This is a genomic window from Marinobacter sp. MA, assembly GCF_048298425.1.
Taxonomy (GTDB): Bacteria; Pseudomonadota; Gammaproteobacteria; order Pseudomonadales; family Oleiphilaceae; genus Marinobacter; species Marinobacter salsuginis.
Map to the genome: position 1 here is coordinate 1698267 of NZ_CP103058.1, position 24227 is coordinate 1722493.

The following is a 24227-nucleotide window of genomic DNA, read 5'->3' on the forward strand; positions in this document are numbered from 1 at the left end:
CATGGCGATGAACCGACGGAATTTCCTCAAGGTCAGTGCCGGTGCCTCCGGCAGTCTGGTGGTTTCACTGACGTTGCCGGGCTGTGCCGGAATGCAGACCGGCTACGAGCCGGATACCGGTGAATGGCGGCCCGATGCCTGGCTCGAACTGACCACTGATGACGAAGTTTTCTTCACCCTGGCCCGGGTAGAAATGGGTCAGGGGACCTACACCGGGTTGACGACGCTTATTGCCGAGGAGCTGGAAATCCAGCCAGAGCAGATTAAACCCCGCTTCGCCCCGGTGGCACCCGAGTATCGAAATCCTTTGTACAAACTTCAGCTCACCGGCGGTAGCACCAGTGTTGCAACCAGTTGGGAGCCCTTGCGAATGGCGGGGGCTGAAGCCCGGCAGATGCTGGTTATGGCCGCGGCTCGGGTCTGGAACGTTGAAGCTAGCGATTGCCGGGCCAGTGAAGGGCGGGTGGTGCACCCGAACGGTATCGATTCCTTGGCCTATGGCAGGTTGGTCGAGCTGGCTGCCAAAGAAGTGGTTCGGGGTGACATTGCCCTGAAACCACGAAGCGAATGGAAGTACATCGGCAGGGAAAGGGGCAAGCTGGATGCCCGGGCCAAGTCGACGGGAACCGCGGTGTATGGGATTGATGTGGAACTTCCGGACATGGTTTATGGGGTGGTGACCAGGTCGCCCAGGCGCGGAGGCAGGCTACTGGGCTTTAACGGCGATCAGGTCCGGGCAATGGCGGGAGTGCTCGACGTTTTCGAGATCGAGCGCGGCGTTGCCGTCGTTGCCGACAAGTACTGGCGGGCCCGGAAAGCCCAGGACGCGCTCCGGATAGACTGGGATTTCTCGGATGCCGTGTCTTTGTCCACGAAGGATGTGTTTGATTCCTATCGCTCTGCCGCTGATGAGGACCCCGGGGAGTCCGAGCGCAGTGAAGGCAGTTTTGCCAGCGCTGTGGAGGAGGGTGACCGAGTAGTGGAAGCCGAGTACGCCCAGCCCTACCTCGCCCATGCTACTTTAGAGCCCATGAACGCCACGGCCTGGTATCGCGAAAACCGGATGGACGTGTGGGCGCCCACCCAGGCGCCGGACCTTGGACGGATCGCGGCGGCCAGGGTAACCGATCTCGGGCCCGACGAGGTCACCATCAATACCACCTTTCTCGGCGGTGGCTTTGGCCGTCGGCTGACCCAGGATTACATAGAGGAAGCTGCGGCCGTGGCCTATCGCATCCGGCGGCCGGTGAAAGTTATCTGGTCCCGGGAAGAAGACACCCGCCATGACCTCTATCGTCCGGCGATGCTCCACCGCATGAAAGCCAGTCTGTCTGGTGGCGAGCTGACGGGCTGGCATCACCAGATCGTTGGACCGCAGATCCTGGACTGGTATGTTCGCAACGCGGCGCCTGCCCAGTATCCCTGGGCGCCGAAGTTCATGTACGACACTCTTGGCTCCGTCGGCCTGATGGCCGAGGGCATTGCCACTCCCAAAGATATCTCCGCGATCGAGGGGGCTATTGAGTACCCCTACCGGGTGGCCAATATTGATATTCGCCATACCCACACCGACCCCGGCATTCCCATTAGCTGGTGGCGGTCCGTGGGCTATTCCCACAACGGCTTTGCGGTTGAGACCTTCATGGACGAACTGGCCCACGAGGCCGGAGAAAATCCATACCAGTTTCGTCGTCGGCTGATTTCCCATGAGCCACGGCACCTGGAGGTGCTTGATCGGGTTGCCCGCCTTGCCAATTGGCAGTCCACTGTGCCAGAAGGCCGGGCCCGGGGCCTTGCATTGTTCCGTAGTTTTGGCACCTATGTGGCGCAGGTGGTGGAGGCCGGAATCGAGAATGGCATTGTTCGGGTCTACAAGGTCACCTGTTCGGTGGACTGCGGCCAGGTCGTGAATCCACGTATCGTGGAGGACCAGATCGAGGGTGGCATTCTGTTCGGGCTGACGGCAGCGCTCTACGGGGAAATAACCCTGCAGAACGGTGAGGTGCAGCAGAGCAACTTCCACGATTATCCGTTGATGAGACAGTACGAGCGACCCGAGGTGGTGGTGGATATTGTTGATAGCGCCGAGGTGCCGACTGGTGTTGGTGAGCCGGGCGTGCCGCCAGTCATTCCGGCCCTGGGTAATGCGCTGTTCGCACTGAACGGTAAACGCCAGCGAAGCCTGCCGTTGAAAGCCGATGTCTGAATCAAGCGTCGCTCATTCGGTCGCCACGGGGCGTCAGACGGTTATTGCAAGGATGTCTGAGTGGCTGCAGGCGGGGCAGAGGGTGTGGTTGTGCACCATCGTCGAGACCTGGGGTTCTTCACCGCGTCCGGTTGGCTCCTGGCTGGCGATTGCGGAATCCGGCCACTGGAGCGGCTCGGTTTCCGGTGGTTGTCTGGAGGAGGATCTGTTGCGGCGCACGGCCGAAGACGGGCCAGATCATCCCGTCTTTGTTGATTACGGCATTACGGATGATGACCGGGATCATTTCCAACTGCCTTGCGGTGGCAGGATCAGGCTTCTTGTGGAGCCCCTTCAGGGGCAGTCAGGCCTTGATCATGTTAACGCGCTTGCGGGCGCCTTGCGCGATCGTGAACCGGTGGTCCGCCGCGTCCCCCTGAATGGTATTGTGGCTCTGGAGCGCGCTGTGGCCAGGGCTGGTAAGTCTGTTAGCTTTGACGGCGAGCAGCTTGTCCACGTTCTGCAGCCTGAGTGCCGGCTGTTGTTGATTGGCGCTGGCGAGGTTGCCCGTTACGTTGCGGAATTTGCGACGGCGGCGGAATTTGCTGTAACCCTTTGCGAGCCCAGGGAAACGTTTGCCTCAGGCTGGAGCTACGATCAGATTCCTCTGGATCGCCGCCTGCCCGATGATCTGATTTCCAGAGAGTTTGGCGACGCCTGGTCAGGCATCCTGGCACTGGCCCATGATCCTCGCATAGACGATATGGGCTTGCTGGCGGCCCTTCATTCCAATGCTTTTTACATTGGCGCCATGGGGTCCCGGAAAACCTCGGAAGCACGGCGGGAACGACTGGCCTCTCTGGGGCTCGATGAAGCTGCACTGGGAAGACTGCGAGCGCCCATCGGCGTCGATATTCCCAGCAAGACTCCAGCAGAAATTGCCATCTCCATTGTCGCCGATCTGATCTCTGCAAGGCATCATTTGCGGGGCGCCGCTTCGTCCCTATAATGGCGGCCATGGGAGTGTTGTAAGCACTCTGAATCCCGGGAGAGAGCTCGTGTTTGATGTAACCCGATATGCAGTCGCTGCAGAAGCAATTGTTGAGGCCGGCCGCTTTTTGTACCAACAGGGCTGGTCACCGGCAACCAGCAGCAACTATTCCGCCCGCATAGACGGCGAACACATTGCCATAACCGTTTCTGGCCGCCACAAGGGGCAGTTGGGTGCCGGCGATGTTATGGTCGTGGACCTGGCGGGTCGCCCGGTGCAGAGTGATTGTCGCTCCTCGGCAGAGACCCGTTTGCATACGGTGTTGTACGAGGTGTTTCCGGAGGTTGGAGCGGTCCTTCACACGCACTCGGTGAAGGCAACGGTTCTCAGCCGCTTGCTGGAAGCTGGCCATCCGCTGACGCTGGAGGGCTATGAGCTTCAGAAGGCGTTTACGGGAGTCGATACCCACGAATCAGTACTGGCCGTTCCGGTGTTTGATAACACCCAGGATATCGACGCGCTGGCGGAGCAGACCCGGGAATGGTTCCGGCAGCACCCCGAGCAGCCCGGGTATCTGATTCGCGGCCATGGCCTGTATACCTGGGGTAAAACCATGGCCGACTGCCTGCGCCATGTCGAGGCCTTTGAATTCCTGTTTGAATGTGAGCTTGAAACCATGAGGGTTCGCCCATGACCACCCTGAGTATTTTTGACCAGAGCCAGCCTGAAAAGGCACACACAGTCACCGAGAACCCGGAAAGAATAAGGGAACTTCTTGCCCGTCACGGTGTGCGCTACGAGCAGTGGCCAACCAAGGATCTGCCGGCTGATGCATCCCAGGAAGACATCCTCGAAGCCTACAGCGAGGAAGTGTCGAAACTGAGAAAGGAGTGTGGTTTTCAGTCTGCGGATGTGATCAGCCTGAACCCGGACAATCCGCAGAAAGATGCATTTCGGCAAAAGTTCCTGGATGAGCACACCCACAGTGAAGACGAAATCCGTTTCTTTGTCCGTGGCCAGGGCCTGTTTTACCTGCATTTCGGCAACGAGGTGTTTGCGGTGCTTTGCCAGAAAAACGATCTGATCAGCGTGCCAGATGGCACGCGGCACTGGTTCGATATGGGGCCTGAACCGGCGTTTACTTGTATCCGCCTGTTCACCAACCCGGAAGGCTGGGTCGCCGATTTTACCGGTGAAGACATCGCCAGCAGGTTGCCCCGATACGAGGCACTGGCAGGAGCGGCGGAATGATCCGGGTTGTGCTGACGGACATCGAAGGGACCACCAGCTCGATCTCGTTTGTGCACGATGTCCTTTTCCCCTACGCGAGCGAACACCTGCCGGGATTTGTCCGCGATCAGCATCAGGACACGCCTGCGGTGTCCGAGCAGCTGGGTGCAGTGGCGGAGGCGTCAGGTATTGCTCGTGAGGATATTGATGGCCTGATTGAAGTTCTAAAGACCTGGATCAAAGAGGATCGCAAGGAAACGTCCCTGAAGGCGCTGCAGGGCATGGTCTGGGAACAGGGATACCAGCAGGGAGAGCTGAAGGGCCATATCTACGCCGATGCAGCCGATTACCTGCAGCGCTGGCATGATCGGGGGCTGCGTTTGTTCGTATATTCCTCAGGATCGGTCAAGGCCCAGAAGCTGATTTTCGGTTTCACCACGGAGGGCGACTTTACGCCATTCTTCTCTGGTTACTTCGATACTCGTATCGGTGGCAAGAAGGAGGCCGCTTCATACCGCAATATCTTGTCTGAATTGGGCGTTGAGGCGTCCACGGTGCTGTTCCTTTCAGACGTGGAGGCCGAACTCGAGGCAGCCGAGGAAGCCGGTATGCAAACCGCCTGGCTTGTTCGCGAGGGGGATCTGCCGGAGACAGAACGTTTTGTTGCGCGTGATTTTGCGGAGGTGGATACCCTGCTGCAAAAGCGCTAGGCCAACGCCCCTAAAACGCCATAGCAGGAGGATTTGATGCCCGGAACCGGTTTTTGCAGAATCGTTGCGCCGGTTCTCGCCATGCTTCTCGCCGGTTGCGACCCATTCTCTGATGCCCGCCCCATGATGGATGAGTATGTGGAGCGGGTCGCCCGAGTGCTGGAAACCGATCCTGAGTTTTCTGATATCCCTTCCGCAAGCCAGCTTCCCCGCCGTCGCGATCGGGTGTTGCCCATGCCCGAGCTGGAAATGGGGATGCTCGACTTTCTTTCGCTTTACGGATGTGAACTCCAGTACGTGGTTGGGGAGAAAACCTCGGTGATGGGGCGGGTGATGCAGCCCCTGAACCGTTTGCGCTATGAAATCCGGTTTATTGAAACAGCCAGGGAGTGCCTGCCGGACATAGAGGATGAAGAATTCGCCGAAGAGCTTACCGGCGCCATCGACAGCAAGCTGGAATCCCTGCCCATTGCCATCTGGAATGCCACCTGGGGCGTTGAAGAGATCGAGAAGCTGTTCACTCTGGCCAAGGGCTATTACCCGGTAGCGCCGGAGAGCAATCCGGTGTCTGATCTGGCTCTTGATATCGACAGCCTGAATGCAGCTGTTTCACGTCTGTACTCGGAGGACCTGGCGGTTTCCCTCGATTTTGCCGGCAACGTTCACCAGCGTTGGCAGGCGGAATTCCGCGCCGGCCAGTTGATCAACAGCGCACTTCTTCTGACCGCCCGGCTCCAGGACGGCACGGAATTGCTCAGGCAGAGAATCAACGGTCGGCCCCTGTGTCTTAACGGTCAGTCCAATAACCAGTCGGATATTGTGCAGAACATGTTTTTCAGTGTGTATATCGAAAAGATCCAGCCTTACATGAGCGCCGTGAACCAGGGACGGGCTGCGCTCCTTGAGCCGTTTGAGCGGCTGGCCAAAGTCCAGAAAGAGGTCATGCCGGAGAGTTTTACGGCGTGGTACCAGCGCCATCTCTCGCAGGAAGCCCAGAGCAGTCTCTGGCGGGAACTGGATGTAGCCATGATGGCGCATACCAGAGCCTGGCAGGAGTTGCTGGGCCAGTGCGGGTTGCGCCCCGGCGCCTGACCCCGCTCAGCGCTGGCTTTCCGGCGTCACCCTCAGAATTTCCTCCACCGTTGTCTGGCCTGCAGCCACTTTCTGGGCGCCACTCAGACGCAGGGATTTCATGCCTTCCTTATAGGCATCCAGCCTGAGCTGTTCCAGCTCGCAGCGATCGGTGATCTGTCGAAGTAAAGAACCTGAGAGCGTCATGATTTCATAAACTCCGGCCCGGCCAAGATAGCCTGTGTTCCGGCATTCCAGGCAACCGACGGGCTGGTAGAACTGCTTGGGAACCGGCGCTTTCCAGGGCCGGGTCAGGGTCTGCCAGGCCTGCTCGTCGGCAGGGCCCGGTGCTTTGCAATGGGGGCAGAGGGTTCGGGCAAGCCGTTGCGCCATCACACCCAGTACCGTGGCCCGAATCAGGTATGGTGGAATACCCAGTTCCATCATCCGGGTAATCGCGCTCGGCGCGTCGTTGGTGTGCAGGGTGGAGAGCACCAGATGGCCGGTAAGGGCAGCCTGAACCGCCATTTCCGCCGTTTCCAGATCGCGGATCTCGCCGATCATGATGATATCCGGATCCTGCCGCAGCAGGGCCCGCACGCCCGCCGCGAAGGTCAGGTCGATGTTGGTCTGGACCTGCATCTGGTTGAACGCCGGCTCCACCATTTCGATGGGATCCTCGATGGTGCAGACGTTGAGCTCGGATGACGCAATCTGTTTCAGGGTCGAGTACAGGGTTGTAGTCTTGCCGGACCCGGTCGGCCCGGTCACCAGTACAATGCCGTGGGGACGGGAGGTGATTTCCTGCCAGCGCTGGCGGTCTTCCTTGCCGAATCCCAGCTGCTCATAGGACTTCAGGAGCACGTCCGGATCAAAGATCCGCATGACCATCTTTTCGCCAAAGGCGGTTGGCATGGTGGCCAGGCGCAGTTCGACCTCGCGGTTATCGGGCTTGCGGGTCTTGATGCGACCGTCCTGGGGGCGGCGTTTCTCGGCCACGTTCAGGCGACCGAGAATCTTCAGCCGACTGGTAACCGCCACGCCCACGTGCTCCGGGAATTCATAGACGTTGTGGAGCACGCCGTCGATCCGGAACCGCACCTGGGTGACTGTGCGGCGGGGCTCTATGTGGATGTCTGAGGCGCGCTGGTCAAAGGCATACTGCAGCAGCCAGTCGACGATCTTGACCACGTGCTGGTCATTGGCATCCGGGTGTTCGCTGGCGCCAAGGTCCAGTAACTGTTCGAAATTCTGGTTACCTGCCACACCGGGGCCCTGGCCGCCACTGGCCTTGCTGACGGAGTTGGCAAGCTGATAGAACTCCACGGTATACCGGCGGATATCCTCGGGGTTGGCGACCACGCGACGGATATCCTTGCGAACTGCCTGTTGGAGGTTTTGGACCCAGTCGTTCTTGAAGGGCTCTGTGCTGGCGATCAGTACCTCTTCTGCGCCGATCTCTACCGCCAGAATGCCGTGGCGTTGGGCAAAGGCATAGGACATCACCCGGGCAATGGCAGGCGTGTCGATCTTCAAAGGATCAATGTGGTAGTAAGGTTGCCCGGCCCAATCTGCCAGCCAATGGGTCAGCCGGTCCAGATCAAGAGTGCGACCACTTTTCTGGCTGGTCAGCGCGGCAATGGCCACCAGTTCCAGTGGATGGCGCTTACCCTTCTGTCCATCGCCGGTGGCCGCGCCAAGATTGGCCGAGAGTACCCGTTCTGCGTCTTCCTGGCTGATTTCCCCACTGGTGACAAGTGCGGTGCAAACATCTCTCAGGGTCAGGGTGCTTCTGGGCGGCGCGGGTGGCCTCGGCACGGTTCCGGAGTTGCTTGTTTCAGCCATAAAGTGTCAGGTCCAGGAATTCAGGGTGTATTTCCATTCGCCACTGGCCGGTTCACTTTGAGGTGAATCATGGCAACAGTGAACAACAGGAAGGTCAGTACCGTCAGAATGACCGGTCCCGTAGCACCTTCACTCAGCCAGGCAGATACGACGGCCTGGGTGAAGTAAAAGATCACCACGAACGACATCCAGATATAGCCCCGATTGTGGCCCCGAAATACCGGAATCGCAAAGGGCAGAAGCGGAAGCAGTTTCACCGCCAGCATCAACGGTATTGAAACGCCCTCGACGGGTGCCGGGTAGAAAGTTGTGATCAGCAGGGTGGCAAGCACGCCGATGTAGAGCGCGGCTGTTGCACGCAAGGTGGCGCGGGCCTTCGGGTTGTTCAGCATAGTGTGTTCCGTAATAAAAAAGTGTTAAGCAGATTACGTCTGGTACCCGGGCGTGTATCAGTCAGCAAGCTTCAGGGCGAATCGGGCAAGGCGCTCGCCAAAGGCCTGGCACAATGCTTTCTCGTCAGCGCTCAGTGGCTGCTGTTCACCGGTTCCGGCCCAATGGCTCGGGCCATAGGGAGTGCCCCCGGTTTGTGTGTCCCCCAGGCTTTTCTCGGAGTAGGGCAGGCCGCAGACGACCATGCCGTGATGCAGAAGTGGCATCATCATGGTCATCAGTGTGGTTTCCTGTCCGCCATGAAGGCTGCCGGTCGACGTGAATGCCCCGGCGGGTTTGCCTTCGAGGGCGCCGCCCAGCCATAGGTCGCCGGTGGTGTCCAGGAAGTGCTTCAAAGGCGCCGCCATGTTACCAAAGCGGGTGGGGCTGCCGATGGCCAGGCCGGCACAATTCGCGAGATCGGATTTGCTGGCATAGGGCGCCCCGGAGTCCGGCACAGCGGGCAGCGATGCTGCCGTGTCCGGTGAAACCGGCGGTACCGACCTCAACCTTGCTTCAATTCCCTCCACTCGCGCCACGCCACGTCCGATCTGGCTGGCCAGCTCTGCGGTTTGGCCGGTGCGGCTGTAGAAAAGAACAAGAACGTACGGCAATTGCTCGGGCATCGTCAGCGATCCTTCTGATCTGACTCGGGGAAGTTATTGGGGGTCAAAGAATCGAGAGAACGTTTTCTGGCGGACGACCAAGGGCTACTTTGCCGTTGGCAATCACGATCGGCCGTTCAATCAGTTTCGGGGTCGCTATCATGGCCGCGATCAATTGCTCATCGCTCAGCTCAGGGTTGTTCAGTCCCTGTTCTTTATATTCTTTTTCCTTGGTACGCATCAGCTCGCGGGGCGTCAGATTCAGGGCGCTGAGAATATCCTTTAGCTCCTGCTCTGTCGGTGGTGTTTCCAGGTAGCGTATAATCTCCGGTTCAATTCCCCGTTCGGTAAGCAGTTCAAGGGTTTGGCGGGATTTCGAGCAGCGCGGGTTGTGGAAAATCCGGGTTGGTTCTGTCATCTTCGTGCCTGGTTGTCTGAATGGAGTCCACGATTTCTGTGGTCGGTAGTCTAACAGGAGGTTTTCCGGTGCAGTACCCTGATTCAGTTCTTCGTGGCTCCCGCCTTCGCACAGCAGCTATTGCGCTGCTTGTTCTGACGATGACGGGTTGTGAGAAAATTGAACTTGAACGGGCCGAAGGAACAAAGCTGAACTGGGACTCGTTTCGCGGTCAGTGGGTGCTGGTCAACTACTGGGCGGAATGGTGCAAGCCATGTCTTGAGGAAATTCCCGAGCTCAACGAGCTCGACCAGGCACCCGACATCACCGTACTTGGCGTTAATTTTGATGGTGTGCGGGGCGATGCGCTGGTGGAACTCGGGGAACGGATGGGCATTGAATTTACCATGCTGGCGGATGACCCGGGGCCCGGGTTCGGCTGGAAACTGCCGGTCGCTCTGCCGGCCACCTTCCTGGTCAATCCCGATGGTGATCTGGTTGAGACTCGTTTTGGCCCCCAGACCGAAGAAGAGCTCAGGGCAGTAATCGGCGGCTGAGACCGCAGCTCTAACTGAATTTTACAGCAGGAATAACCTGACGTTATGTCGCAGACTTTTGTACATCTCCGTGTCCATTCCGAGTACTCCATGGTGGATGGCCTGGTCAGGGTGAAACCGCTGATCAAACGTGTTGCCGAGCTGGGCATGCCGGCCGTCGGCCTGACCGAGCAATCCAATATGTGCTCGCTGGTGCGTTTCTATAAGGCGGCCATGGGAGCGGGTGTCAAACCCGTCATAGGCGCGGATCTCTGGCTGGAAAATCCGGATGAACCCGAAAATCCTTTCCGGCTGACGCTGCTTGCCCGAGACAACGATGGTTACCTCAACCTCACTGAAATCATTTCCCTGGGTTACACCGAGGGCCAGCGGTTCGGCAAGCCGATTATCCAGCGAAAGTGGCTAGAGGCCAGAGCGAACGGCCTGATCGCGCTCTCCGGCGCAAAGCTGGGAGATGTGGGCAAGGCGCTGATGGCCGGCAAGCCGGAACTGGCTCGGGAGCGGGCCAGTTACTGGATGGATCTGTACCCGGACAGCTACTACCTGGAGCTCCAGCGCACTGGTCGACCGGGTGACGAGGACTGCCTGCACCTGAGTGTTGAACTGGCCGGGGCGCTTGGCCTTCCAGTGGTGGCCACCAACGATGTTCACTTCCTCGAAGCAGAAGACTTTGAGGCCCACGAGGCCCGGGTTTGCATCGGCGAGAGTCGTACTCTGGACGATCCGCGGCGTGACCGTCGGTTCAGTGATCAGCAGTACCTGCGCAGCGCCGATGAGATGATCGAGCTGTTCAGCGACATCCCCGAGGCCATCGAGAATACGGTGGAAATTGCCCGGCGCTGCTCGGTGAAGGTTCGGATGGGCGAATATTTCCTTCCGAACTACCCGATTCCGGACGGCATGACCATGGACGACTATTTCCGGAAGGTCTCCGAGGAAGGCCTGGAGGAGCGGCTTGCCAAGACCCTGAGCAAGGACGATCCGGAATACGATGCCAAGCGGGAGGCCTACTACAAGCGCCTGAACTTCGAGCTGGACATCATCATCCAGATGGGTTTCCCGGGCTACTTCCTGATCGTGATGGACTTTATCAAGTGGGCCAAGAACAACGGCGTACCGGTCGGGCCAGGTCGGGGTTCCGGTGCCGGCTCCCTGGTGGCCTATGCCCAGTTGATTACCGATCTGGATCCCCTGGAGTACGACCTGCTGTTCGAGCGTTTCCTGAACCCGGAGCGGGTCTCCATGCCCGACTTCGACGTCGACTTCTGCATGGAAGGCCGGGACAGGGTGATCGAGTACACCGCCCAGAAGTACGGGCGTGAGGCGGTGTCGCAGATCATTACCTTCGGCACCATGGCCGCGAAGGCGGTCGTGCGGGACGTTGCCCGCGTGCAGGGCAAATCCTATGGCCTGGCCGACAAGCTGTCCAAAATGATCCCGTTCGAACCGGGCATGACCCTTGAGAAGGCTCTGGAACAGGAACCACAACTGGTCGAGTTTCTCGAGAATGACGAGGAAGCCCAGGAAATCTGGGAAATGGCCCTGAAGCTCGAGGGCGTATGCCGGAACGCCGGTAAGCACGCAGGTGGCGTGGTGATCGCGCCCACCAAGATCACCGATTTCTCGCCCCTGTATTGTGATGATGAGGGCGGAAGCCTGGTGACCCAGTTCGATAAGGGCGATGTGGAAGATGCCGGACTGGTGAAGTTCGACTTCCTGGGCCTGCGGACGCTCACGATTATCAAGTGGGCGCTGAACATGATCAATCCGCGCCGGGAAAAGAAGGGCATGCAGCCTCTCGACATCAACGAGATTCCACTGGATGATGTGCCCTCGTTCGACATGCTCAAGAAAGCTGAAACCACGGCAGTGTTCCAGCTGGAATCCCGGGGCATGAAAGACCTGATTCGCCGTCTCCAGCCAGACTCCCTCGAAGACATGATCGCCCTCGTGGCCCTGTTTCGGCCGGGGCCGCTGCAATCGGGCATGGTGGATGACTTTATTGACCGTAAGCACGGTCGCCAGCCCATGTCCTTCCCGCACCCGGATTACCAGTACGAGGGCCTGAAGCCCGTACTGGAACCGACCTACGGCGTCATCCTGTATCAGGAGCAGGTCATGCAGATCGCCCAGGTCATGGCCGGCTATACCCTGGGTGGAGCGGACATGCTGCGCCGGGCCATGGGTAAGAAAAAGCCCGAGGAGATGGCCAAGCAGAAGCAGATCTTCCTGGATGGCTGCGAAAAGAATGGCATCAACAAAACCCTGGCCGAAAATATCTTTGACCTGGTGGAAAAGTTTGCCGGCTACGGCTTCAACAAATCCCACTCGGCTGCTTACGCCCTGGTGTCATACCAGACCCTCTGGCTGAAAGCCCATTACCCGGCAGAGTTCATGGCCGCGGTACTGACTGCCGATATGCAGAACACCGATAAGGTGGTCACGCTGGTGGAAGAATGCCGGAACATGAAGCTGGATCTTCTGGTGCCGGATGTCAGCCGTTCGGAATACACCTTTACCGTTAATGACGACGGCCAGATTGTGTATGGTCTCGGAGCGATCAAGGGCTTGGGTGAGGGCCCGATCCAGAGCATTGTTGAGGGTCGCGGCGATGGCGAGCCGTTCCAGGATATCTTTGATTTCTGTCGGCGGGTTGACCTCAAGAAGGTCAACAAGCGGGCCATGGAAGCGCTTATCCGCTCCGGTGCCATGGACAAGCTGGGTGCGAGCCGCGCGCAGCTCATGGCAAGCATTGACAAGGCCGTGCAGCAGGCCGACCAACAATCCCGGAACGAATCCGTTGGCATGATGGATATGTTTGGCGAAATGCTGGAAGCCGGTGATGGTGGCGATCCCTACGAGGACGTGGCCGGGGTACGCGAATGGCCGGAGAAGCAGCGGCTGAAAGGCGAAAAGGATACCCTGGGGCTGTACCTCACCGGTCATCCGTTTGACGAGTATGAAAAAGAAGTTCGTCGGTTTGTCCGGTCCTCCATTGCCGATCTGAAGCCGAACAAGTCACCCCAGCGGGTGGCGGGGCTGGTGGTTGCCCAGCGCACCATGAAAACGCGCACCGGCTCCACGATGTGTTTTATCACCCTTGATGACCGCAGTGCCCGGATTGAGGCGACGCTGTTTTCCGAGGCGTTTTTCGAAAACCGTGAGCTGTTGCAATCCGACCAGGTGATTGTGGTGGAAGGCCAGGTCAGTCACGACGACTATTCCGGGCAGATGAAAATGCGAGTGAGCTCGGTGATGGATGTGGCAACGGCTCGCCAGCAGTTCAGTCGTGGCCTCAAACTGAACCTGCACGCCGATCAGTTGCAGAACGGATTGCTGGAGAAGCTCGACAGTACTCTGCGGCCCTTCCGATGCGAAGGCAGCCCGGTCTGGATCGAGTACAGCAGCCCCGAGGCGTCGACCCGGATCGAGCTCGGTGAGTCCTGGCGTGTGCAGCCGGATGACAACCTGCTGCTGGAGCTCCGGTACCTCGTAGGCGACCAGTCGGTAGAACTGGTCTATGATTGAATGAGTTGAAAATTAAAAGTTTGTCAGACAGCGGACTCATACCAATGTCCGCTTTAGCCACTGACCGGGCGCTGCTATCTTTGTGTCAAATTCTGGTTTGGCGGAGTACATTCCCGCCTGGCAAAAAATGATGGAACATCATGAACCCTAACTATCTGGATTTCGAACAGCCAATCGCCGACCTGGAAGCCAAGATTGAAGAGCTTCGGATGGTTGGTAACGATACCGACATCAATATCACAGACGAGATCACCCGGCTGAAGAAAAAGAGCGTCAGCCTTACCGAGAGCATTTTCTCAGATCTCAAGCCCTGGGACGTTGCGCGACTGGCCCGTCACCCTCGCAGGCCCTACACCCTGGACTACATCGAATCCATCTTTGAGGATTTTGATGAGCTGCACGGTGATCGTCGCTACGCCGACGACCTGGCTATTGTAGGCGGTACCGCCAGGCTTGATGACAAACCGGTGATGGTCATCGGTCATCAAAAGGGTCGGGAAGTCCGCGACAAGGTCAAGCGTAACTTCGGTATGCCCCGGCCAGAGGGCTACCGCAAGGCCCTGCGCCTGATGGAAATGGCCGAGCGTTTCAAGATGCCTATCCTCACCTTCATCGATACGCCAGGGGCTTATCCGGGCATTGGTGCGGAAGAGCGCGGGCAGAGCGAGGCCATTGCCTTCAATCTGGCGGTCATGTCTCGCCTCAAGACACCCATTATCTCCACGGTGATCGGTGAGGGCGGTTCTGGTGGCGCCTTGGCCATCGGTGTCTGTGATCAACTGAACATGCTCCAGTACTCCACCTACGCGGTGATTTCCCCAGAGGGCTGTGCCTCAATCCTCTGGAAGAGTGCCGAATACGCTGCCCAGGCGGCGGAGGCCATGGGTGTAACAGCTGACCGGCTCAAAGATCTGGGGCTGGCGGATAACGTGGTAACCGAGCCCCTCGGCGGTGCTCACCGCAACCCGGAAAAAATGTCGGAATCCCTCAAGGAGGTTCTGGCAAAAGGCGTCGCTGAACTCAGTCGCCTGCCACTGGATGAGCTGGTATCCCGCCGCTATGAGCGGCTGACCCGCTATGACACCGGGCGCTGAGCCCGGCTCCGGGTTCACCTGGCCGGAGGCACTGTGCGCCCCGGTCAGAGAACTCCCCGATCACGCCCGCCTGTTGGTTGCCCTGAGCGGCGGCCTCGATTCCACCCTGTTATTACACCTGGCAGTCCATTGCCATGGGCATTCCGGGGCTGTCCGAGCGGTTCATATCAATCATCAGCTGCAGCCGAATGCCTCCGAGACCGAATCATTCTGCCGCGATCTTTGTGGGCGCCTGGGTGTCCCGCTTGTGGTTGAGAAGGTCACTGTCAGGAGCGGAGAAAACTCGGCTGGTGGCATCGAAGAGGCAGCTCGCAAAGCGCGCTATTCCGCCCTGGAAGCGATGGTTCAGCGGAGGGATCTGGTTCTGATGGCTCACCATGGCGATGATCAGGCCGAAACGGTGCTGTTCCGGATGCTGAGGGGCAGCGGTGTGGCCGGGCTGGCGGGTATGCCGTTCAGCCGTGACCTCGGCCCGGCGACACTGGTCCGGCCCCTGCTTGGGTTTGAACGGGCCGAGCTTGAGCGGTGGGCCAGGTCCGCTGGTCTGTCGTGGGTTGATGATCCCAGCAACACCGACCAACGATTTGACCGGAATTTCCTGCGCCACACGGTGCTGCCAGCTTTGCGGGAGCGCTGGCCGGGGCTGAATCGCAGGTTGCGCCACACGGCGGACGCCTGTGCAGAAAGTGAAGCGCTGAACCAAAAGCTGGCGGCCTTGCAGTGGCAGGCTGTCGGCGGTGAGCAGGACCGACTGCCCGTTGAGGGGCTGAAAACCTTATCTTTGGCGGAGCAGAAAAACCTGATTCGCTGGTGGGTTCGGGAACGGGGGTTTCCTGCGCCCACAATCAGCAGTTGGCAGCAGGTTATGCAGGACCTGATTTTCGCAAGAGAGGATCGAGAGCCGGAGTTCCGGTCCGACGGTTTCAGTCTGCGCCGCTTTCAGGGCGATCTTTACCTGGTTCCGGATCACTCGCAGCTGCCGGACGTCCCCGTTACTCTGGAGCCGGGTCCCGGGCTGAACTTTGGCGAATGGTTCCTGAAGCTGGAGCCGGCCGTTACCCCGGAAAGACCGTTGCCGCCAATACGGATATTTACGAGGCAGGGCGGTGAGCGGGTACGTTTCCGTTCGGATGGTCCGTCCCGTTCGCTCAAGAAGTGGCTGCAGGAGATTGCGGTTCCACCCTGGGAAAGGGCCCGGCTGCCGCTGGTTTTCGCCGGTTCCGGGGATGCAGCCGAACTCGTTGCCATTGGCGATTTATGGTGTTCTGAACAATACTCGGAAGGCGCCCATGCCGCCGGTTGGCGGCTGGTTGTAGAGCGGGAATGTGATTGAGTCAATGGGGCCTTTCTGGTAGTCTGGCGTCCCATCTTGAGATGACAATCTCCCTCCTTCACCGAACCAGACAATCACGGAATCTGCATGACGCGTTATATTTTCGTCACCGGCGGTGTCGTGTCCTCCTTGGGGAAAGGTATCGCATCAGCCTCACTGGCTGCGATCCTCGAGGCACGCGGCCTGAAGGTCACTATTCTCAAGCTGGACCCGTATATCAACGTGGACCCCGGCACCATGAGCCCGTTCCAGCACGGTGAGGTTTTTGTTACCGAGGATGGCGCGGAAACAGACCTGGATCTGGGCCACTATGAGCGCTTCATCCGTTCCCGGATGAGCAAGCGTAATAACTTCACCACCGGCCGGGTGTACGAAGAGGTGATCCGTAAGGAGCGCCGTGGCGACTACCTGGGCGGAACCGTTCAGGTGATTCCTCACATCACTGACGAGATCAAGCGTCGGGTTGTTGAAGGGGCTGCCGGCGCGGACGTGGCACTGATCGAAATCGGTGGTACGGTTGGCGATATTGAATCCCTGCCGTTCCTGGAAGCCTGTCGTCAGCTCAAGGTCGAAGTGGGTTCCCAGCGTGCGCTTTTCATGCATCTTACCCTGGTTCCGTACATTGCCACGGCCGGTGAGATCAAGACCAAGCCAACCCAGCATTCCGTCAAGGAAATGCGCTCTATCGGCCTGCAGCCGGATATCCTGCTGTGCCGCTCGGAGCATGAGGTGGACGCCAGCTCGCGTCGCAAGATTGCCCTGTTCACCAACGTCGAAGAGCGGGCAGTTATTCCTCTCCAGGATGCCAAATCCATTTATGCGATCCCGCGGATGCTCTATGAGCATGGCCTGGACCAGTTGGTTATCGAGCGCTTCGGTCTGGATGCCCGTCCCGCGGATTTGAGTGAATGGGACAACGTTGTTGAATCGTTGATGAACCCCGAGCAGGAAGTAACCATTGCCATGGTTGGCAAGTACATGGAACTCCTGGACGCATACAAGTCCCTGATTGAATCCCTGCTTCACGCCGGCATCAAGACCCGTACCAAGGTCAATATCAACTACATCGATTCCGAAGATATTGAGCGTGACGGTACAGGCGCACTGGAAAGTGCCGACGCTATCCTGGTGCCGGGTGGTTTTGGCGAGCGCGGCGTTGAAGGCAAGATCCGCACCGTTCAGTACGCCCGTGAGAACAAGGTACCTTACCTGGGCATCTGTCTGGGTATGCAGGTTGCAGTTATTGAATATGCCCGCAATGTGGCAGGCCTCAAAGATGCCCACAGCACGGAATTCCGCACGCACACGCCGGAACCGGTTGTCGGCCTTATCACCGAGTGGCTGGATTCTACCGGCGAGCGGGAAGAGCGTACTGAAGAGTCCGATCTGGGCGGAACCATGCGTCTTGGCGCCCAGGACTGCGTGCTGACCGAAGGCTCCACCATCGCCAACTGCTACGGCAAGAAAACCATTCAAGAGCGTCATCGCCACCGCTACGAGGTGAACAACCATTTCCTGCCGAGGCTGGAAGAGGCCGGGCTCCAGATCTCTGGCCGTTCATCGGATGGACGCTTGGTGGAAGTGGTCGAGGCGCCGAACCATCCCTGGTTTGTTGCCTGCCAGTTCCATCCGGAATTTACCTCCACTCCCAGGGACGGCCACCCGCTGTTCAAGGGCTTTGTTGAGGCAGCACTGGCCAGCAAGAAAGGATCCTGAAGATGGCTCAGAGCACCGTAAACGTATCGGGAATCGAGGTCGCCAACCAAAAACCGTTTGTGCTCTTTGGCGGTATGAACGTTCTGGAGTCGCCGGAGCTGGCCATGGAAGTGGCCCAGGCCTACGTTGAGGTAACTGGCAAACTGGGTATTCCCTACGTTTTCAAAGCGTCTTTTGATAAAGCCAACCGGTCGTCCGTGAACTCTTTCCGTGGCCCCGGCCTGGAGAAAGGTCTTCAGATACTGGCGGACATCAAGAGCAAGTTCGGTGTTCCCATTATTTCGGACGTCCACGAGCCGGCTCAGGCGGCCCCGGCAGCCGAAGTCTGTGACATTATCCAACTGCCGGCGTTTCTGAGCCGCCAGACCGATCTGGTGGTCGCCATGGCGAAAACCGGTGCTGTGATCAACATCAAGAAGGCCCAGTTCCTCGCGCCCCAGGAAATGAAGCACATCATTACCAAATGCGAGGAAGCCGGCAACGACAAGGTAATCCTCTGTGAGCGGGGCAGCAGCTTCGGTTACAACAACCTGGTCGTCGACATGCTCGGCTTCGGCATTATGAAAGCCATGAATGTACCGGTGATGTTCGATGTGACCCACTCCCTGCAGATGCCGGGCGGACGCGCGGATTCGGCCGGTGGCCGACGTGCCCAGGTGACTGACCTGGCGCTGGCGGGTATGTCCCAGGGGCTGGCAGGTTTGTTCCTTGAGGCCCATCCGGACCCGGACAAAGCCAAGTGCGATGGCCCCTGCGCTTTGCGGCTCAGCCAGCTTGAGCCCTTCCTGCAGCGGGTAAAAGCTGTGGATGATCTGGTAAAAAGCTTTAAACCTATCGACACCGCCTGATTGGCGGTGTTTGTTTTGTTTGGGAGTACGAGCAGGTGGGGGATGGCTTTCCGAAACACGCTCCTTGCGGCACATCCATGTGACGCTTGGGCTCCGCCATCCCTGGCTCCGCACAGTTTCGGAAAGCCATCCCCCACCTGCTCTATGCCCAACTTCGAGTTTGAACCGTTTAGAAATCGAAAATTTGGAGAATCATTCGAATGACAAAGATTGCCAACATCAAAGGCCGTGAGGTTCTGGATTCCCGCGGTAACCCGACTGTCGAAGCCGACGTTATTCTGGAAGACGGCACCATTGGTTCCGCCTGCGCGCCTTCTGGTGCTTCCACCGGCTCTCGCGAAGCACTGGAACTGCGTGATGGTGATGCTTCCCGTTACCTTGGCAAAGGTGTTCTGAAGGCGGTTGAAGCCGTAAACAGCAAGATCCGTGAAGCCCTCGTAGGCAAAGATGCGGCTGATCAGCGTGCTCTGGATCAGATCATGCTGGACCTCGACGGTACCGAGAACAAGGCAAACCTGGGCGCCAACGCCATCCTCGCAGTTTCCCTGGCGGCGGCCAAGGCTGCAGCGATCTCCCTGGGCAAGCCGCTGTACGCGCACATTGCAGACATCAACGGTACCTCTGGCAAGTTCTCCATGCCGGTGCCGATGATGAACATCCTGAACGGTGGCGAGCATGCGGATAACAACGTGGATATCCAGGAGTTCATGGTTCAGCCGGTTTCCGCCAAGAGCTTCTCTGAAGCCCTGCGTGTTGGCGCGGAGATTTTTCACAGTCTGAAGAAAGTGCTGAAGGCCCAGGGCCTGAACACCGCCGTTGGTGATGAGGGTGGCTTTGCGCCGAACCTGCCCTCCAACGAAGCGGCACTGGCCGTCATTCAGGAAGCGGTCGAGAAGGCCGGTTACAAGCTCGGTACCGATGTGACCCTGGCTCTGGACTGTGCCTCCTCTGAATTCTACAAGGATGGCCAGTACCAGCTGTCCGGTGAAGGCAAGAGTTTCGATTCCGAGGGCTTTGCCGATTACCTGGCAGGGCTTTGCGAGCGTTACCCGATCGTCTCCATTGAAGACGGTATGGACGAGAGCGACTGGGACGGCTGGAAAGTGCTGACCGACAAGCTCGGTAGCAAGGTTCAGCTGGTGGGCGACGACCTGTTCGTGACCAATACCAAGATCCTCAAGCAAGGTATTGAGAAGGGCGTGGGGAACTCCATCCTGATCAAGTTCAACCAGATTGGCAGCCTGAGCGAAACCCTTGATGCCATCAAGATGGCACAGGATGCCGGCTTCACTGCCGTGATTTCCCATCGCTCCGGTGAGACCGAAGACACCACTATTGCCGATCTGGCTGTAGCCACCTGTGCCGGCCAGATCAAGACCGGCTCGCTGTGCCGTTCCGATCGCGTTGCCAAGTACAACCAGTTGCTGCGCATTGAAGAAGCCCTGGATGGCAAAGCGCCGTACCGCGGCCTGAGCGAGATCAAGGGGCAGGGCTGATCGACTGATCTGACCGGTTCTGGTTAAGTTTCGGGCCGGCAATCAGCGAAAAACTGTTAAGGCCATCGTGTTCCGAGCGAAAGCTTGGTTACGATGGCCTTTTTGTACAGGCAGTTAGAAGAATTTGTTGCTAATCTACTCTAAGGTCTATACTCAACGTCCGGCGTTGGCATTTTGATTGATTGAATTTTACTGGAATCGGCAATGAAGTTGCTCTGGACCACAATGGTTGTTGTTATTCTCCTGCTGCAGGTGCGCCTGTGGGTTGGGGAGGGCAGCTTTGCGCAGGTATGGGCTCTCGAGAAGTCCATCGCCGAGCAACGTGAAGAAAATGCCGAACTGGCTACCCGCAATGAACGTCTGTATGCCGAAGTCAGGAATCTGCGTAATGAGCAGGGCGCCGTTGAAGAGCGGGCCAGAATGAACCTCGGCCTGATTAGAGACGACGAGACCTTTTTCCTGGTTGTTGAAAACTGATTGTCTATGCCTGCTCCGAGACTTTGGCTGATTGTCCCTGCCGCCGGCATCGGCCAGCGTATGCAGGCCGAACAACCGAAACAGTACCTTCGAATCGGCCAGCGTTTCATTCTCGATATCACCCTTTCCCGATTGATGGATTCCGCCCCGTTTTCCGGCTGCATGGTGCCATTGCATCCGGCCGATCATTGGTGGCCGGATACCGAGGCCAGCGGCGATAGCCGAATCCAGACCTGCACCGGCGGATCCGAAAGGGCCGAGTCGGTATTGTCCGCACTGCATGCCCTGGCGGAGCAGATTAGGGATGATGATTGGGTCCTGGTCCACGATGCGGCACGACCATGCCTTCATACCCGGGATCTGTCGAACCTGATTGACCAACTCTACCACCACCCTGTCGGGGGGCTTCTGGCTTCGCCAGTGGCCGACACCCTGAAGCGGGCTGGCACCGGCGACCTGCCTGAAGTTCTTGAAACGGTGGATCGCAAACATCTGTGGCGGGCATTAACGCCTCAGATGTTTCGCTATCGTATTCTGGTGGATTCACTGGAAGCTGCCCTTGCCGGCGAACTTCTGGTGACTGATGAGTCCTCTGCCGTGGAGTTTTCCGGTAACATGCCCGTTCTGGTCGAAGGACGGCCAGACAATATCAAGATCACCGTACCCGCAGATCTGGCCCTCGCAGGCTTCATTCTCAGCCGGTTCTGAATTTTCGGAGTTTCCGGAGTACATTATGCGTATTGGTCAGGGCTTTGATGTCCATGCCTTCTGTGAAGGCGACAATGTGATTATTGGCGGTGTAAGCATTCCGCATTCCCACGGGCTGAAGGCCCATTCCGATGGTGATGTCCTGCTGCACGCACTGGCGGATGCGCTGCTGGGTGCCGTAGCACTAGGCGACATCGGGCATTTTTTTCCGGACACCAGTGATGAGTGGGCGGGTGCCGACAGCCGCGACCTTCTGCGCCGCGTCATGACCCGGGTCCGGGATGAGGGGTTTGGCGTGGTGAATGTGGATGCCACCATCATCGCTCAAGCTCCTAAAATGGCCCCTCATATTGATGCCATCCGTCTGAACATTGCGGAAGATCTGGGCGTTCCGGCCAGTCGCGTTAGTGTGAAAGCCACCACCACGGAAAAACTCGGCTTTACCGGGCGCGGTGAAGGCATTGCCTGCCAGGCTATCTGCCTGCTTGAACCGGTGGATTCGTGAGTCAGTGGCGCCTTGACTGGCCCACGTCTGGCGGTGGGCGTGTTGCTTCGGGTCGTTTGAAGACAGCGCCCGGCGATTTCATTGTTGACGAGGTGCTGGAATTTCTGGAAAGCGGCTCCGATGTCAGGGCGGACGCAATCCACGGCGTCGGAGAGCATCTTTGTGTGAAACTGGAAAAAGTGGGCGATAACACAGAGTACGTCGCTCGCGAACTGGCCAGAATGGCGGGTTGTCGCAACTTTGATGTTGGTTTTTGCGGTCTCAAGGATCGACATGCCGTGACGCGCCAATGGTTCAGTCTCTATCGGCCAGGGTGTGAAGCTCAAGACGCCGCCCTGATTGACGAAATTGCTGTTCGATGGCCCGTTCTGGCGGCCTCGCGACAGGCCCGGAAATTGCGGCGGGGGGAGCACAGTGGCAATGGCTTTGTAATCACCCTCAGAGCAGTCACCGGGGAACGCGAGGTGATTGATCGTGCTCTGGCGCGCCTGGCAGATATTGGCGCTCCCAATTACTTTGGCCCCCAACGGTTTGGCAACGTTGGTGCAAACCTTGACCGGGCGGTGCATCTGGATCCCGCCACCCTGAACCGTCGGAGCCGGTCCGGCGGAAAAGGCCGAGGTGGCAAAAAGCGTGCTGGCAGCGACGGCTCGAAAAACGTATTGTATTTTTCGGCGGCCCGCTCATGGCTGTTCAATGAGGTGCTTGCGGCTCGGGTAGACGATGGCAGCTGGGCCGAGGCAGGGGCGACAGGTCCCTTGTGGGGTGACGGCGGCACGACAGCTTCCGGGGCGCTGGAAGCGCTTGAACGGGACATTGTTGCACAAACCCCCGGTTTGGCAAGTCTGTTCTCGGTCACCCGGATGAAACCGGAGCGACGGCCCCTGGCGGTAAAGCCCGATAGGCTTGCCTGGCGGTGGCTGGCTGAGGACACTCTGGAACTGACGTTCTTTTTGTCACCCGGCCAGTACGCCACAACGATTTTGAGTGATATTTTCGAGCTTGAGGACATGAGCCTCAGCCGACATAACGAACAACAAGGCTAGCGGAGAACACTGTGCGTATTCTGTTGTCGAACGATGACGGCGTTCACTCACCGGGGCTAATTGCCCTGTTCGAGGGATTGAAGGGGCTGGGTGAGCTGGAGGTGGTAGCGCCCGATCGGGATCATAGCGGCGCCAGCAACGCCCTTACCCTCAATCGGCCTTTGACCGTAGAAGAGCATCCCAACGGGTTCCGCTCTGTGGATGGCACCCCGACCGACTGTGTTCATCTGGCGGTTAACGGGCTGTTCAAAGAGCCGTTCGACAGAGTCGTTTCCGGAATAAACACCCACGCCAACCTGGGCGATGACATTATTTATTCGGGTACGGTTGCCGCAGCCACGGAGGGGCGTCACCTTGGTCTTCCGGCCATCGCTGTTTCCCTGGTCAACGATGGCCACTTTCACTATGCGACGGCTGCCCGGGTGGTCCGGATGCTGCTCGAGAACGAGAGCCCTCTGGAGCTCGGGCCGCGCTCCATCCTCAACGTCAATGTTCCGGACGTCCCCTGGGAAGAACTGGCAGGCATTCGGGTAACCCGTCTGGGCCACCGGGAACGGGCGGAAGGCGCGGTGCCAATGACCTGTCCCCGCGGTAAGGAACGTTACTGGATAGGGGCGGCCGGTGTGGGCGGTGATGCCGGTCCTGGTACCGATTTTAACGCCGTCCGCGACGGCTACGTCTCGGTAACCCCGGTACATATCGACATGACCCGGCATGAGGCGCTTTCGCGGCTTCGGGACTGGGTTGATACCCTTGCGGATTTGCCGGAGGGCCGGGGATGACCGCTCAGCTTGAAGGTATCGGGATGACCTCACGACGTACACGGATGCGACTGGTGCAGCGCCTCAGGGAAGCCGGCATCGAATCGGACCGCGTGCTCGAGATCATGGGAGAGGTGCCAAGGCACATTTTCCTGGATGAAGCGCTGTCCCATCGCGCCTATGAAGACACATCCCTGCCAATCGGGTATGGCCAAACCCTGTCCCAGCCCTACATTGTGGCAAGGATGACGGAATTGATGCTCGCTCATGGGCCATCACGGGTGCTGGAGCTGGGAACCGGGTCAGGTTACCAGACCTCGGTGCTCTCCCGCCTGTTTTCGGAAATTTACAGCGTTGAGCGTATCAAGGCATTACAGGACAGGGCGCGGGACCGGTTGCGTCAGCTGAACGCCAGGAATGTGTTCCTGAAACACGCTGACGGAGGTATGGGCTGGCCTGAGCGGGGCCCTTTCGATGGCATCATCGTGACCGCAGCGCCCATTGAAGTTCCAGGCGAGTTACTCGCCCAACTGGCAGACGGTGGCGTTCTGATTGCGCCCGTGGGAGAGGAAGACCAGGTGTTGGTGGAGGTAACCCGCCGGGGTGATCGTTTCGATCACAAAGAGCTGGAGCCGGTCCGTTTTGTGCCGCTGTTGGGCGGGGTTGTCCGGTAGTCATGGTTGATTCTGCAGTCC

At 58.6% G+C, this 24227-nt stretch carries 23 protein-coding genes; 19 read left to right on the top strand and 4 right to left on the bottom strand.

Translation table 11 applies throughout. The features are described from left to right. Window position 1 precedes the first annotated feature (1 nt). The 6 genes from NUW46_RS07950 to NUW46_RS07975 are packed head-to-tail and all read left to right on the top strand — an operon-like array spanning window position 2 to window position 6208. Window positions 2-2206, top strand: a complete 2205-nt coding sequence (locus tag NUW46_RS07950) for a molybdopterin cofactor-binding domain-containing protein (RefSeq protein WP_418141796.1) — start codon at window positions 2-4, stop codon at window positions 2204-2206. Further along, window positions 2199-3194 carry an XdhC family protein gene (locus tag NUW46_RS07955; protein ID WP_418141797.1) on the top strand — a complete coding sequence of 332 codons (996 nt, stop codon included), beginning with the start codon at window positions 2199-2201 and terminating at the stop codon, window positions 3192-3194. The genes NUW46_RS07950 and NUW46_RS07955 overlap by 8 nt, the downstream gene beginning before the upstream one ends. A 49-nt stretch (window positions 3195-3243) precedes the next feature. Then, window positions 3244-3870, top strand: coding sequence for a methylthioribulose 1-phosphate dehydratase (locus NUW46_RS07960; protein ID WP_412537376.1), 627 nt, complete (start codon window positions 3244-3246; stop codon window positions 3868-3870). After that, a complete protein-coding gene (locus NUW46_RS07965; protein ID WP_136629587.1) occupies window positions 3867-4427 on the top strand; it encodes a 1,2-dihydroxy-3-keto-5-methylthiopentene dioxygenase in 561 nt (186 codons plus the stop codon). The genes NUW46_RS07960 and NUW46_RS07965 overlap by 4 nt, the downstream gene beginning before the upstream one ends. After that, complete coding sequence (gene mtnC, locus NUW46_RS07970) at window positions 4424-5116, top strand: acireductone synthase (protein ID WP_418141798.1); 693 nt, start codon at window positions 4424-4426, stop codon at window positions 5114-5116. The genes NUW46_RS07965 and mtnC overlap by 4 nt, the downstream gene beginning before the upstream one ends. Before the next feature lie 36 nt (window positions 5117-5152). Next, window positions 5153-6208, top strand: a complete 1056-nt coding sequence (locus NUW46_RS07975) for a DUF3080 domain-containing protein (RefSeq protein WP_418141799.1) — start codon at window positions 5153-5155, stop codon at window positions 6206-6208. Window positions 6209-6214: 6 nt separating this feature from the next. On the opposite strand, the gene NUW46_RS07980 is transcribed toward NUW46_RS07975, so the two are convergent. The 4 genes from NUW46_RS07980 to arsC are packed head-to-tail and all read right to left on the bottom strand — an operon-like array spanning window position 6215 to window position 9484. After that, entirely contained in the window at window positions 6215-8032 is a 1818-nt protein-coding gene (locus NUW46_RS07980) for a GspE/PulE family protein (protein WP_069184516.1), read from the bottom strand. Window positions 8033-8052: 20 nt separating this feature from the next. Next, window positions 8053-8424 carry a DUF2069 domain-containing protein gene (locus tag NUW46_RS07985; protein ID WP_136629590.1) on the bottom strand — a complete coding sequence of 124 codons (372 nt, stop codon included), beginning with the start codon at window positions 8422-8424 and terminating at the stop codon, window positions 8053-8055. 57 nt (window positions 8425-8481) lie between these two features. Further along, the gene (wrbA, locus tag NUW46_RS07990; RefSeq protein ID WP_136629591.1) at window positions 8482-9087 is read right to left on the bottom strand and encodes an NAD(P)H:quinone oxidoreductase; all 606 of its coding nucleotides are present in this window, start codon (window positions 9085-9087) and stop codon (window positions 8482-8484) included. A 43-nt stretch (window positions 9088-9130) separates the two neighbouring features. Further along, window positions 9131-9484: an arsenate reductase (glutaredoxin) gene (gene arsC / locus NUW46_RS07995; RefSeq protein ID WP_069184519.1), complete on the bottom strand. Its 354-nt coding sequence runs from the start codon at window positions 9482-9484 to the stop codon at window positions 9131-9133. Between the two features lie 68 nt (window positions 9485-9552). On the opposite strand from arsC, the gene NUW46_RS08000 reads away from it, so the two are divergent. The 13 genes from NUW46_RS08000 (at window position 9553) to NUW46_RS08060 (ending at window position 24206) form a co-directional block, all read left to right on the top strand. Further along, entirely contained in the window at window positions 9553-10020 is a 468-nt protein-coding gene (locus tag NUW46_RS08000; RefSeq protein ID WP_349343402.1) for a TlpA disulfide reductase family protein, read from the top strand. 45 nt (window positions 10021-10065) lie between these two features. Beyond that, complete coding sequence (gene dnaE / locus NUW46_RS08005; RefSeq protein ID WP_418141800.1) at window positions 10066-13548, top strand: DNA polymerase III subunit alpha; 3483 nt, start codon at window positions 10066-10068, stop codon at window positions 13546-13548. A gap of 140 nt (window positions 13549-13688) precedes the next feature. Beyond that, entirely contained in the window at window positions 13689-14642 is a 954-nt protein-coding gene (accA, locus tag NUW46_RS08010; protein WP_069184522.1) for an acetyl-CoA carboxylase carboxyl transferase subunit alpha, read from the top strand. Continuing rightward, complete coding sequence (gene tilS / locus NUW46_RS08015; RefSeq protein ID WP_418141801.1) at window positions 14626-15975, top strand: tRNA lysidine(34) synthetase TilS; 1350 nt, start codon at window positions 14626-14628, stop codon at window positions 15973-15975. The genes accA and tilS overlap by 17 nt, the downstream gene beginning before the upstream one ends. An 87-nt stretch (window positions 15976-16062) precedes the next feature. Then, window positions 16063-17691 (top strand): CTP synthase, encoded by a 1629-nt coding sequence (locus NUW46_RS08020; RefSeq protein ID WP_069184524.1) that lies wholly within the window; start codon window positions 16063-16065, stop codon window positions 17689-17691. Window positions 17692-17693: 2 nt separating this feature from the next. Beyond that, window positions 17694-18539 (top strand): 3-deoxy-8-phosphooctulonate synthase, encoded by an 846-nt coding sequence (gene kdsA / locus NUW46_RS08025; RefSeq protein ID WP_069184525.1) that lies wholly within the window; start codon window positions 17694-17696, stop codon window positions 18537-18539. Window positions 18540-18739: 200 nt separating this feature from the next. Then, entirely contained in the window at window positions 18740-20035 is a 1296-nt protein-coding gene (eno, locus tag NUW46_RS08030; RefSeq protein WP_418141802.1) for a phosphopyruvate hydratase, read from the top strand. 204 nt (window positions 20036-20239) lie between these two features. Next, window positions 20240-20512, top strand: coding sequence for a septum formation initiator family protein (locus NUW46_RS08035; RefSeq protein WP_069184527.1), 273 nt, complete (start codon window positions 20240-20242; stop codon window positions 20510-20512). 6 nt (window positions 20513-20518) lie between these two features. Beyond that, the gene (gene ispD, locus NUW46_RS08040) at window positions 20519-21220 is read left to right on the top strand and encodes a 2-C-methyl-D-erythritol 4-phosphate cytidylyltransferase (protein ID WP_418141803.1); all 702 of its coding nucleotides are present in this window, start codon (window positions 20519-20521) and stop codon (window positions 21218-21220) included. Window positions 21221-21245: 25 nt separating this feature from the next. Beyond that, complete coding sequence (ispF, locus tag NUW46_RS08045; protein WP_222464221.1) at window positions 21246-21725, top strand: 2-C-methyl-D-erythritol 2,4-cyclodiphosphate synthase; 480 nt, start codon at window positions 21246-21248, stop codon at window positions 21723-21725. Then, window positions 21722-22771: a tRNA pseudouridine(13) synthase TruD gene (gene truD / locus NUW46_RS08050; protein ID WP_418141804.1), complete on the top strand. Its 1050-nt coding sequence runs from the start codon at window positions 21722-21724 to the stop codon at window positions 22769-22771. The genes ispF and truD overlap by 4 nt, the downstream gene beginning before the upstream one ends. Window positions 22772-22782: 11 nt before the next feature. Further along, the gene (gene surE / locus NUW46_RS08055; protein ID WP_418141805.1) at window positions 22783-23553 is read left to right on the top strand and encodes a 5'/3'-nucleotidase SurE; all 771 of its coding nucleotides are present in this window, start codon (window positions 22783-22785) and stop codon (window positions 23551-23553) included. Then, entirely contained in the window at window positions 23550-24206 is a 657-nt protein-coding gene (locus NUW46_RS08060) for a protein-L-isoaspartate(D-aspartate) O-methyltransferase (protein WP_069184532.1), read from the top strand. The genes surE and NUW46_RS08060 overlap by 4 nt, the downstream gene beginning before the upstream one ends. The last annotated feature ends 21 nt before the right edge of the window (window positions 24207-24227 follow it).